This is a genomic window from Thiorhodovibrio frisius, assembly GCF_033954835.1.
Classification (GTDB): domain Bacteria; phylum Pseudomonadota; class Gammaproteobacteria; order Chromatiales; family Chromatiaceae; genus Thiorhodovibrio; species Thiorhodovibrio frisius.
In genome coordinates this window covers 1,810,133-1,821,126 of the sequence record NZ_CP121471.1, presented here as the reverse complement: position 1 = coordinate 1,821,126, position 10,994 = coordinate 1,810,133, and the positions used below count along the sequence as shown (strand labels likewise).

Annotated in this window: 12 protein-coding genes; 3 read left to right on the top strand and 9 right to left on the bottom strand. The window is 58.1% G+C overall.

What is annotated here, in order from left to right:
- Window positions 1-4: 4 nt before the first annotated feature.
- From Thiofri_RS08490 to Thiofri_RS08460, 6 genes are all read right to left on the bottom strand, one after another.
- A complete protein-coding gene (locus tag Thiofri_RS08490; protein ID WP_009148238.1) occupies window positions 5-1,747 on the bottom strand; it encodes a DUF262 domain-containing protein in 1,743 nt (580 codons plus the stop codon).
- 42 nt (window positions 1,748-1,789) lie between these two features.
- Window positions 1,790-2,203: a type II toxin-antitoxin system VapC family toxin gene (locus Thiofri_RS08485; RefSeq protein ID WP_009148237.1), complete on the bottom strand. Its 414-nt coding sequence runs from the start codon at window positions 2,201-2,203 to the stop codon at window positions 1,790-1,792.
- Window positions 2,200-2,490, bottom strand: a complete 291-nt coding sequence (locus Thiofri_RS08480; protein WP_009148236.1) for a FitA-like ribbon-helix-helix domain-containing protein — start codon at window positions 2,488-2,490, stop codon at window positions 2,200-2,202. Before Thiofri_RS08480 ends, Thiofri_RS08485 begins: the two co-directional genes overlap by 4 nt.
- A 242-nt stretch (window positions 2,491-2,732) precedes the next feature.
- Window positions 2,733-3,002, bottom strand: a complete 270-nt coding sequence (locus Thiofri_RS08470; RefSeq protein WP_009148235.1) for a CopG family ribbon-helix-helix protein — start codon at window positions 3,000-3,002, stop codon at window positions 2,733-2,735.
- A 59-nt stretch (window positions 3,003-3,061) separates the two neighbouring features.
- Window positions 3,062-3,718 carry an anti-phage-associated DUF3780 domain-containing protein gene (locus Thiofri_RS08465; protein WP_009148234.1) on the bottom strand — a complete coding sequence of 219 codons (657 nt, stop codon included), beginning with the start codon at window positions 3,716-3,718 and terminating at the stop codon, window positions 3,062-3,064.
- Window positions 3,715-6,837 carry an anti-phage-associated DUF499 domain-containing protein gene (locus Thiofri_RS08460; RefSeq protein WP_009148233.1) on the bottom strand — a complete coding sequence of 1,041 codons (3,123 nt, stop codon included), beginning with the start codon at window positions 6,835-6,837 and terminating at the stop codon, window positions 3,715-3,717. The genes Thiofri_RS08465 and Thiofri_RS08460 overlap by 4 nt, the downstream gene beginning before the upstream one ends.
- Window positions 6,838-7,256: 419 nt before the next feature.
- Between Thiofri_RS08460 and Thiofri_RS08455 the strand changes: the two genes are divergently transcribed.
- Window positions 7,257-7,544 (top strand): ribbon-helix-helix domain-containing protein, encoded by a 288-nt coding sequence (locus Thiofri_RS08455; RefSeq protein ID WP_009148232.1) that lies wholly within the window; start codon window positions 7,257-7,259, stop codon window positions 7,542-7,544.
- A complete protein-coding gene (locus Thiofri_RS08450; RefSeq protein ID WP_009148231.1) occupies window positions 7,541-8,092 on the top strand; it encodes a GNAT family N-acetyltransferase in 552 nt (183 codons plus the stop codon). Before Thiofri_RS08455 ends, Thiofri_RS08450 begins: the two co-directional genes overlap by 4 nt.
- An 88-nt stretch (window positions 8,093-8,180) precedes the next feature.
- Here the strand turns inward: Thiofri_RS08450 and Thiofri_RS08445 are convergent, their stop codons facing one another.
- From Thiofri_RS08445 to Thiofri_RS08435, 3 genes are all read right to left on the bottom strand, one after another.
- A complete protein-coding gene (locus Thiofri_RS08445; RefSeq protein WP_051023831.1) occupies window positions 8,181-8,456 on the bottom strand; it encodes an AAA family ATPase in 276 nt (91 codons plus the stop codon).
- 373 nt (window positions 8,457-8,829) lie between these two features.
- Window positions 8,830-10,020 (bottom strand): RtcB family protein, encoded by a 1,191-nt coding sequence (locus Thiofri_RS08440; RefSeq protein WP_009148229.1) that lies wholly within the window; start codon window positions 10,018-10,020, stop codon window positions 8,830-8,832.
- 221 nt (window positions 10,021-10,241) lie between these two features.
- Entirely contained in the window at window positions 10,242-10,427 is a 186-nt protein-coding gene (locus Thiofri_RS08435; protein WP_040855668.1) for a hypothetical protein, read from the bottom strand.
- Window positions 10,428-10,714: 287 nt separating this feature from the next.
- Between Thiofri_RS08435 and Thiofri_RS08430 the strand changes: the two genes are divergently transcribed.
- A complete protein-coding gene (locus Thiofri_RS08430) occupies window positions 10,715-10,843 on the top strand; it encodes a hypothetical protein (protein ID WP_009148228.1) in 129 nt (42 codons plus the stop codon).
- Window positions 10,844-10,994 lie beyond the last annotated feature (151 nt).

The window sequence follows — 10,994 nt, the reverse complement described above, 5'->3', positions numbered from 1 at the left end:
AGAATTATGCTTGCTCAGCGATGAGGTCCTCGCTTTTCAAATACTCAAAAAACCGATCCAATATCGTCGTGTTGCGCTCAATGATCTGTTGCTCCCCAAAGTCGTCATAAGCCATTAAATTGTTGATTTCACGAATTTTGCTTGCCTCTTTGTTTTTTCCACGGCGTTGCGCGCCGCTGTAGATTTTCTTTTTATCGTCAAAATGGTAATCCGATGCTTTAATATTAATACTGGCCTCAAGCAGTATTTTGTTCCCCAACGAATCGAGATTGCGCTTGTCCTTCAGGCCGCCTTGGATTTCTTGACGCTTCCTTGAGTAAATATGTTCCAGATGGAAAATCTCCTTGAGGTCAAGCAGCGGTTGTTCTGGAAAAGTATAGGCATACCATGTGATCAAGGAACGCGTCACATTCCGCTGATTGGTAAACTCAAAATTCTCGAAAAATGAGCGCGCTTGGCCGTGCTTAAACCGATGTTTGGCGAAGGTCACGTCATCACCATTAACAATCCGCACCATCTCATCATAAACCGGTGTACGCAATGCATTGACACCAGGATTGGTGATCGCGTAGGCAAAAATAAACGCCGTAATTTTAGAAAGGAACTGGGCGAATTTAACGTCATCCAATAACCCATCTTCATTTCGATGTTGCAGGAAATAAACCGACGCCAGGTAAAACCACATACCGTTTGGCGCATAATGCAGGACAAAAAGCTTTTTAAGTACATCCTCCGAGAACCGGGTTTTGTCCTGTTGCATAACACTCTGCCAGAACAACGCCAAGGCTTTTAGCTCGGTCAATGTCGTTGGCGCCTTCAAATACTGATATTTGTTGCGTTCATAGAACTTACGCAGTGCCTCAGTGGTCGTGCTCTTGTTGCCTTCCCTGGCGCGCAGGAAATACATATAGCGCGCGAAGAGCTCATCCATCGGCGTGCCAGTGAGCGGATTGAAGATGGCACTGGTTATTTCCTCCAGTTCCTTCCACTCGCTGATGAAGTCCTCTTTCTTGGCGAGACTGCTGTAGAACTTATAAAACTGAGCTTTGAAAATATCCGCATCGGAGAGTGGCAAACCGCGGTCGTTTAGCGTCGAGAAGATCCGGAGTGCGGTATCCTGGGACTCCGCTTCAATCGGCAATAAAATGCAATTGTTCAGGATGCGCGCCGGCAAGTAAGCAAAATAACCTGGAAATTTCTGCAAAAAACCCTCGATTTTATTCTCGAAGAACTGATAGTTCTTGACATACTGGCTCTTACTATTCGGCTGCACGATGCCGGTCCGAAGGAGGTCCAGAAACTCTTCTTTATCCGCATCCGTCGCTACTTCGGAGTTAATTTTTAGCTTTGTTTTATCGGGAGAACCAAAGGCATCTGTCTTCCAAATGCACTTTTCGATCAACTCCCGCGTGAGTTTTGAGTTTTTATCCTGCATATCGGCGAAACGGTCATAAAATGCTCGCAGGATAATCATCAGGGTTGTCAGGCGTTGCTGCCCATCTATGACCTCGGATTTTCCGTTTTCGTTTTTATACGCAACTATTGAGCCAAGGAAATATTCTTCATTCTCATCAAAGGCATCACAATTATCATTGGGAAATGAGAAGACAAACATGTCATCCCAAAGCGTTTGGCATTGCTCTTCATCCCAGGCATAAGGGCGTTGATAGTCAGGAATAAGGAAATCGGCTTTTTTATCAGAAAAAAGATCCAGAATCGTTTTTTGATCGACGTTTAACTTGGACATGTTGTCCTCGTATTATTTCGCATGGCTTTCTACCCCTCAATTTCAGTTCATCTCAGGCGGCGACTGGCGAATCCAGTCTTCCACCGTCAGACCGGGGAAACGGCGAAAATGGCGCAGATTGCCAGTGACTAGTTCAGCTCCCCGCGCCAGCGCAATCGATGCGATAAACAGATCGGCATCGGGCAGCATCTCGCCACTGCGCGCTAAAGCCGCTTTGTGCTGGCCAAATTGCCGCGCCGCTGCGTGATCCAATCCCAGGATGTCGAGCGTACTGAGGAAATCCGCCACCAGCGCGCGCGCTTGATCCGGTGCCGTCGACTTGGCGGTACCGTACTCCAGCTCGCAGGCCGTGATCCAAGTGGTGACAACGCGGGCTTGGGTGTGCCGGCGCCAATGCAGCACCTGCCGATTGCCGCGCAAGATCTCAATGCACACATCTGTGTCGAGAATCTTCACAGATCAAACTCGCGGCCCAGGGTGCGCGACGCCTCCACTTCCGCCGCCATGGCCGTCAGCGCCGCATCGCCTCCTGGCCAACGTCCGCTCAAGCGTGCCCAGGCAGCGAGTTGCGCTTCTTGTTCAGCCGCGCCGGCCTGCGCGGGCGATGCGCACGAGTCGTTAGACATGGCCTGTTCCAGCAACAACATCGCTTCGCTGTTCAGGCTGCGTCGTTGCGCCCGAGCGCGTACACGAAGTTGTTCAAGCAGTTGATCGGGAAGATTTTTGAGCGTCAGAGAGGACATGGGCGGAAGACCAGTTTCAGGTAACATGCAACCACTTTGGTTGCATAGCCTAGGGTTGTCAATACCAGCTTTCAATGGGGTTTTTGTTTCTTCGCCAACATCGAGTTGACGACAGACTTCACCGATCCTCTCGGGTATGCCAGAGCCGCAGCAGGTAAATCACCTCGCCGATAATCTCATAGCGCAGCTCTTACTGGCCGATGACCAGCCGCCGCACCTCGCGTGGAGCGAACTGAAAAAGATCAATGGGGGACGGGCAATGGCTTGTCGCTGTCCAGGCGCTCAGCCCAGGCTTGGACCGCTTGATGGTCGATCACGCGGCCTGCGTCAACATCGGCCAAGGCCTCGCCCGTCAATCGGTCGCGCTCTTTCTGCAGGGCGATCCAAGACGAGAGCGCTTGCTTGATGACCCATCCACGGGAGCGCTCCAAGCGCTCGGCCACCTGGTCTAACCGCTCAGCCAGCGGGAGGGGAACGTGCGCGGTGAGCACGCGGGTGTCAGCTTTTGCCATGGGCGAATTCCTTGGGGGAAAAATGATTGATGATTAATCATAGTTCATCACTCGCGATCCTAATCGTCGAACAGTGCCAGCGTCTGTTGCGGACGGGCATCGACTTTCGGGACCAGGCGCCGGGAATGCACGAGTTCATTCTGCGCCACATCGCCCAGGGCGTAGCGCAGTGCGACGCGCCAGCCTTGCTCGCCGTCCTGAATGCCGCCACTGGCGATGGCCGTCATGCCAAACAGCCACCAGCGCTCTTCCGGGCGCAGGGCCAGCCAGTTGCGCACAGCGACGGGAATTTTGTCCGGGTCCAGATGTTCGATCGCCCAGGCCAGCACGCACAGCTCCTTGCCGAGCAGACGATCGACCGGATTGTCACCGACCTTCCAGGTACCGGTGGCAAGGTTGTGCTCTTTCAAGCGAGCATTGAAGGCGCGCTGCACTTCGGCGCGAATCGCACTCCAACGCGCGCGTTGCAGCAGGACGCGGTCCAGCACCTGCTCCGGCGCGGCGCCGGCGCCCATCCCAAGGTGCTCGCTGATCAGGACCGTGGCGGCGTTGCCCCGGGGGATGGTGACGACGAAGTGATGTGGATCGGAGGTGGCCGGCACGCCAAAGCCCAGAGTGCGATGGGCATAGACTGGCTTCGCCGAGCGTTTTCCAAGACCTGCCCCCGCATTGGCGCGCGCCGCATGGGTCGGCACGCTGATCGTGGCAGTGCTCATGCGTCTTGCTCCACATCACCGACGGACAGCCCGACGCCAACCAACTCGGCGAATTGCTTCAGCGCATAGCCATCGCCGAAGTTGATGCCGCCGCGAATGGTGACCTGCACGCTCGCGTGCTCGTCGCCAATCGCCTCGCGCACACCGCGGATGGCGGTTTCGATGGCGGCGAGGGTCAGCTCGCGCTCGTTGAAGCGGATTTGCACCCCATGCTCGCCTTCGCCGATGACGATCATCACGCCACGCAGATGGATGTCGGGACGACCACTGAAGGTATTGATAATGCCGAAGACCTTGTCGGTGTTGTCGATGGCGATGCGCTTGGTCTCGGGGATGCGTGCCGGCTTGGTGATATCGATGTTGACCCGGTCGTCGCCATCGGCCGGGATGGAAATTTTCGCGACCTTCTCCACCTCACCAGCCTTGGCGGCCACCAGCAGGGTCGACGCGGAAGCCGGCACCGCGAAGGGCTCGCTGTAGAGCGTGCCTTCCTTGGGATTGGTGCCATCGAGGCTGTAGCGCATCTCGGCCGCGGGCGTGCAGCGCAGCTCGAGCTTGCGGCCGTCGGCGACCTTGTGCAGCTCATGACGGATGGTGAGATCGGCCGTCCAGCGGGTCGGCTCGCCGGTCTGGTACTTGCCGCTGCTGTCGATGGCGAGGAAATAGAGTGTCGCCTCGGTGGTGCGATATTCCTCGAGGTTGTCGACCTGCTCGTCCTGTTCGCTGACGGCGTTGGTCTTGAGGACACAGACGCGCGGGCTGTCGCCGGCGTTGCGCGGGGTGAGGGAGAGGATGGTCTCGCCGGTCTCGCGGTTGGTGCTCAGCGTGGTGACATTGACCGAGGTCTTCTCGGCCGGGAAAGGTCCTTTTTCGATGTGACCATCGGCATGTTGCCGCCAACGGCCCTGCTTGAGCGCCTCATCACGCAGAACCTCGAGGCCGCGTGCTCCTGGGAGCCAGGGCCAGGTCGGGTCGGTCTTGGCACGCATGACCAGATCGCGCCAGGGGACGCGCCGATCCGAGGCGGGCCAGAGGAAGGTTTCAGCCATGGCCCAGTAGTTCGGTAGCTCGTCGGTCATGTCGAGCGCGAGCTTGTTGTCGCAGCGCGCGCTGGCAAGCAATTTCTCGATCTGTGTCTCGGCGGAATAGTCGCCTTCGCCAAAACTCAGGCCATTGTCGATGGTTGCCATGACCAGCTCACCATCGCCGCCCGGAAAAAAGAGGCGGTTGAAGGCGCCAGAAACGGCTTTGGTGAAGCGTTCCTCCAGTTCCTCGAGCTTGTCACGCGCCTCGTCATAGAGACTATCGCCGGGCTTGAGGTTGGCGTGGATTTTCTCGATGGCGTAAAGCTCTCGCAGACGCGCTTCGACCTCGTTGGCCAGGTGACTGTCTTGGCCAGAGAGGATCAGGACGTTGTTCTTCTCTTGCTGGAACTCGTAGAAGGTGCGAATCGCCTCCGGTGGCGTGCGCCCGTCGGGCTGCACCACCAGCAGGATGCGGCTGCCAGACAGCTTCACGTCGTCCAGCTTGGGCATGATCTGCACGTCCTGGTAGGCCGCGCGGGACTTGCTCTGGGTCTTGAACAGGCCGGTCAGGCGATTGATCAGCGCCTGCTCGATCTTAGGCAGCGGCACTTGGCGTGCGTCGCGCTCAATGCGCCGCCCGAGGTTTTCGGTCTCCTTGAAATAGAACTGCTCGTTTTCACGGTGCAGATACCAGGCGCGCTCGCGCAGGCGATCGAGGCCGGCAAGAAATTCATCGGGCTTGCGATGCGCGGCAACCAGGTACTCGATGATCTCGGCCTGGGTGAGCCCACTGTGAGCGCCGACCGCGCGCGACAGCGAGGCTGAGAGCACCAGCTTGGCGACCTGGGAGGCCGCGTCACCGCCGAGATCGGCATCGATCTCTTCGGCGCGCGCATTGCCATCGTCAGCGATGTCGTTGACCACGGCGGGAATCAGCGCGGAATTGATGCGCTGCATTTCGTCACGCACCTCGACATCGTTCAGATTCAGATGCTGGGTTCCGATGAGGAAAACGTCGTTGTCATCACGCTGCCAGACACTGCGCAGCAGCCTGGCGGTGAACTGCATCAGTCCGCGCGTCTGGCGAAAACCTTCGTTTTCCTTGAACAAGGCGACCAGGTTTTTGAACGAGGGATGGAAGGGATAGGTCTCGCGCACTTCCTCGGCCACTTCCTCCATGGAGCGCGCGGCGATGTAGCCGCCATCCTCGGCCGCCTTGACCTGTTCGGCGAAGGTCTCCGCCACCGAATCAACGGTTTTGTCCTCCGGAAGCGCGGTGAACAGGCGCTTTTTGAGGATTTCATAAATCTCGTTACCGGCCAGCTGCACCGGAGTGATGGTCTGCGCCTGGCGGTTGGATTCCTGCTTCAAATTGGACATGACCCGCGCCAGGTCCTTGGTCTGCGCCTCGTAGCTGCCCGACAGGTTGGCGATGACCACACAGCAACGCGGCAATTTGATGGCGGCGGCCAACAAGTTGCTCAGGCTGTAAGTCACCACGTCCGCGAGGGACCCCTTGCCCACGACCCGGGTCGAGGCGTTGAGCATGTAGGGCGGAAGCTCATCGAGCAGGATCAGGGTCGGTTTCTCGCCGATGATCTCGAGCCATTTCTTCTCGTCGACACCACGCGGACCTGACTCCCAATAAGGACGGATGAGGTCGGCCTCGATTCCATCCGGCCCGAGCTGCTCGGCGATCTCGCCCCAGATGTAATGATCGGGATCGTTGCGCCCGTTGAAGGCGGCGATGCGTGCCGGGCCAAAGTCCAACCGCTCGGCGAGTTCTTGCGGTAACGCCTCACCCCGCAAATGCTGATGCTTCGCCAGCAGCCCCAGGGCGACCATCATGTGCGTCTTACCACCACCCATGGCCTGAGCCAGCTCGAAGGCGGCCTGGTCGGACTTGCCCGCCAGACGCAGCAGCCCCTCGCGAAACAGCTCTTCCATGCCCTGGGTGACATAGTTACGCGAAAAAAACGCGCGGCCGTCGCCTTCGTCCGAAATCAAGTCCGACAGGTTCTCGATGGCCTCGGTCATCCGGTAGTCATGGACCATCGGATGAATTTGGCAGGCGTCACGGACGGTGGCGAGCACGGCAGTCTCCTTGCGCGGGACTCAAACAACCCAAGAGTCCAAAAAGAAATCCAAAAATCATGCACATAATATAATCACATGACATGTGCCCAGCAACCGAGATCGTATCTTCAGCACGCGGACGACCGTAGGAGCCGTGCGGTCTCCGAGCGGCTCCTTGGCCAAGGACTGTGTTGAGCTGGCGCGCCGCCGCTAACTGTTTGATTGTGCATTTGTGTCCGTTGATCGAACTGTCTGGGACGGCCCGGTTGATTCAAGTCATGGTCCGCGCCAGCTTCGCTTCTTGGAGTTTCGGGCGATTCCGGAACAGCGCGGTGAGCCACTCATGCTTGATGGCTTCCGTCCAGCGGTCTCGACATTGCTGGTTTGTCCTATGCTAGACTTTCCTACAATTCCGTAGAAAACTCGGGAATGTCCGAATGACCCAGATCTCAGCAAACATTTCTCCTGAAACGCGTGACCGTCTCGAACGCTATGTTCGAGCGCGCGGCCTGAAGAAAGGATTCGTGATCGAACAAGCCCTCCTGCATCACCTACAGGCGGTCAGTGAAATTCCGGACGATGCGCTGATCCCGGGGCGGCTTGTCGTCGGACGCGAGGCCGGAGATAGGCTGCTTGAACGATTATCGGCCAACGAGCCGCCGAATCATGTGATGCAGGCGCTCTTCGACGACCCCGGAAATGCTCTGCCGCTTGATTCCGAATGAATCTTCGGATCCGCAGACTCGAACCCGGCGATGATCGCTGCCGATTCGCCAGCGGAAATCCTGATCTTGATCGGTTCTTTCAGCGCTTCGCGGGCCAGAATCAGTTTCGTCATCACCTCGGAGTGACATACGTTGCGGTCGCGGAGGGCGACATCCTCGGCTTCGTCACCGTTGCTCCGTCCGAGATTACCATTGACGCACTTCCGGAAGAGCGTCGTCGCCGGCTTCCACGTTATCCACTGCCAGTCCTGCGTGTCGCTCGACTTGCCGTGGGTCAACACGCGCAAGGTTGCGGAATCGGCAAGGCCCTGCTGCGTTTCGCGTTGGAGCTCGCCCGCCGAACAGCAGAGGACATCGGCTGCGTCGGTGTTGTGGTCGACGCCAAGCCCGAGGCACAGGACTTCTATCTGCGTTATGGTTTCGAGCCGTTCGCCGCGCTTGAAGGCACCTTGCTCGACCGACCGGAGCCCACTCCGATGTTTCTCCCTCTCTCCGCGATTCCGTCCTCGAAGGTTGATCGCATCGAATGCAAGCGCTCAACCAACTGAGCCATGTCAGGCTGGTCAGCTGACCATCCAGAGTCCAGCCACCTCCGGACGTTTAGCCGTTGTCGGTGCGCGGTGCCACCAGCTCTGGTTAGGTTGCGTCATCTTCCGAGAACAGGTATTTCAGCATACGCTCCGGCGCATTTAGAAAGTCCTTGGTGACGAGGAAATGTTCTGTATCACGGTAGGCGACTTCCTCAATTCCGCTGCCTGTAAACTGGTAAAGAGTAGCTCCCGGGTATGCCAGCAATATCGGGGAGTGCGACGCAATGACGAACTGCGCATGACCCGGAGCTTCGAGATCGTGGATTATTCTTAGAAAGGCCAGTTGGCGTTGGGGCGACAGGGCAGCCTCGGGCTCATCCAAAATGTATAGCCCGTGCTCAAATCGGTTATCGAATAACGCAAGGAATGACTCTCCGTGTGACTGCGCATGGAGCGATTTGCCTCCGTATGCCGTTGCGCCGCGCCGATTGTAACGACAGGATTCTTTTTACCGTTCTCAGAAAGGATATTTGAGGCGGCAACCCGTCGCGGAAAAATCTTGACGTATTTGAGGTCGGGGACGCCCGCAAGATCGGTTGCAAGGCGGCGTACGACGGGATGGATATCCCTCACCGTCCGAGCCGTCATCACGCGCTCGTGATTAATCAAATTGCGTTTAGCCATCCTTCGCCCTCGAATAGAGTGAGATTGCGTCAGCGAGAACCAGGAGGCTCTAGCAGGCTGCCCCGTGTCGCTTATCCCTTCACGCACACCACCTGCTTGAGGGTATGCACCACTTCGACTAGGTCACTCTGGTTGGCCATGACCTGGTCGATGTCCTTGTAGGCGCCGGGGATTTCATCAAGCACCCCTTTGTCCTTACGGCACACCACACCTTGGGTCTGGGCTTCCAGGTCGGCTGGCTTGAACTGCTTCTCGGCGGCGGTGCGGCTCATGCGCCGCCCTGCGCCGTGGGCGCAGGAGCAGAAGCTCTCGGGGTTGCCCTTGCCGCGCACGATGTAGCTTTTCGCGCCCATGCTACCGGGAATGATGCCAAGATCACCTTCCCGCGCGCGGATGGCACCCTTGCGGGTGACCCAGACATTGGCGCCGAAGTGGTTTTCACGATCCACATAGTTGTGATGGCAGTTGACCACTTCCTCGGTGACGCTGAACTCCGGCAGATGCCGCGCAAGTGCAGCTAAAACCAGGCGCATCATCTGGTCGCGATTCTCGCGCGCGTAGGTCTGCGCCCAGGAGACGGCCTCGACATAGTCGTCGAAGTGCTCGGTACCCTCAGGCAGGTAGGCCAGATCCCGATCCGGGAGTTGGATCATCCAGCGCTCCATGTCGCGCCGGGCCAGCTCGATGAAGTAATGGCCGATGGCGTTGCCACGGCTTCCGGAGTGCAGCATCACCCACACCCGGTCGGATTCATCCAGACAGACTTCGATGAAGTGATTGCCACCGCCCAGGGTGCCGATCTGGTTGACCCAGTTGGAGAAGCGCCCGAAGGCCTTGAGCAATTGCGGGTGCTTGTCGGTCATGACCTTGAGCGGCGCAGCGAAGGGCTCAGCCGCATCGGTCAGCGCCCGATCATCCTTGTGCTGCGCGCGCCCGACTGGCACGTCGCGGCTGATTTGGTCGAACAGCTTCTTCAGGCCCTTCTCATCGAGCTGATCCGCCGTCAGCGAGGTGCGCGCAGCCGCCATACCACAGCCGATGTCGACCCCGACGGCGGCCGGGATGATGGCCTTGTCGGTGGCAATGACGCTGCCGATAGTCGCGCCGATGCCAAGATGGACATCGGGCATGGCAGCGACATGCTTGTGAATGAAGGGCAGCCTGGAGATGTTGATGAGCTGCGCTTGCGAGCGTGCATCGATGTCATCGGTCCAGACCTTGACGGGCTTCTCACCCTCGGTGAATACCTGCCGGATGGGCATGCTTGTTCCTCCTCGCCGCTTCGGAGCGGCAGTGTTGGTCCGGCGCGCCAGGGTATAACCAGGGCGCCGAGACGACATGACCGCCATTGGCTTTTATGCGCCAACGGGGCCGAACCACGGCGGGATGGCGTTGCGAAGAGGAGGTTTCGGAAAAAGAAGCCTGGGAACTCCGGTGTTGCTCAACCCCGCCAGATCGACTGACGGGGACACCGGTCAGGCGATCAGCAAGTGCGCGCTGTCGTTTTGCCGAATGGTCGGCGGTTGAGGTAGCAGCGGCGCAGTGATGAGCTGAGGTAATCGACATGGATCGCACTGGACAGATCGCTCGCGCGCAAAATCACCGAACCGCCTGATGTCAAATCGGCAGTGGTCGGTGTGAGCGCGACGGCGAGCAGTGCGTGATCCAAAGCGGTATCCTCGTATCAGCCAGCAAAGCAATTGGATGCCGAGGCATCCGTGTGGATAAAAGTCTAGACCTGATCTTTCCCCATCGCAAGCAGCGGCTATGGTCCAAACATCACGGCTGATTGCATCCTCTTCCCCGTCATCTTCCAACCTAGGCGCTGTCCTTTGGTGATCGCATTGCTCCCGCGCGTGCGTTGGTTGAATCCGGTAGAGCGCTCAATTGTGCAAGACGTCCGCACATGAATCAGAAGCCTCTTTTGCACTGTCGACGCACGAGCCTACCAGCACCATGCCCGTGCTATGTGTGCTGGGCTCCAAGCCGAAAGAACCGCCGATCGAGGCGCGCGGCACGGCGGTCATTCTTGAGGCGATGCAGGCCACCGCAGTTCGCCGGCTGAAAACGCCGGCGGTGACCTGAAGCCAGGACGCAAGTTTTGGTGGGTTAGGAGCGCGCGGTCGGGACTTGCCGCAACAGATGAAAGCTGCGCCCCTGCGATGCTTCAGGCTTACCGGCGGGACATCGGGACTTGACAACCGGCCCGGAGTTTATAAACAGCCACCGCTGGGAC

Bases quoted from the DNA above. Each gene is read 5' to 3' on its own strand.
- Thiofri_RS08440 (WP_009148229.1), bottom strand. From the start codon at position 10,020: ATGCCCATCCGGCAGGTATTCACCGAGGGTGAGAAGCCCGTCAAGGTC.
- Thiofri_RS08465 (WP_009148234.1), bottom strand. From the start codon at position 3,718: ATGAGCACTGCCACGATCAGCGTGCCGACCCATGCGGCGCGCGCCAAT.
- Thiofri_RS08490 (WP_009148238.1), bottom strand. From the start codon at position 1,747: ATGTCCAAGTTAAACGTCGATCAAAAAACGATTCTGGATCTTTTTTCT.
- Thiofri_RS08450 (WP_009148231.1), top strand. From the start codon at position 7,541: ATGAATCTTCGGATCCGCAGACTCGAACCCGGCGATGATCGCTGCCGA.
- Thiofri_RS08455 (WP_009148232.1), top strand. From the start codon at position 7,257: ATGACCCAGATCTCAGCAAACATTTCTCCTGAAACGCGTGACCGTCTC.
- Thiofri_RS08480 (WP_009148236.1), bottom strand. From the start codon at position 2,490: ATGTCCTCTCTGACGCTCAAAAATCTTCCCGATCAACTGCTTGAACAA.
- Thiofri_RS08430 (WP_009148228.1), top strand. From the start codon at position 10,715: ATGCCCGTGCTATGTGTGCTGGGCTCCAAGCCGAAAGAACCGCCGATC.
- Thiofri_RS08470 (WP_009148235.1), bottom strand. From the start codon at position 3,002: ATGGCAAAAGCTGACACCCGCGTGCTCACCGCGCACGTTCCCCTCCCG.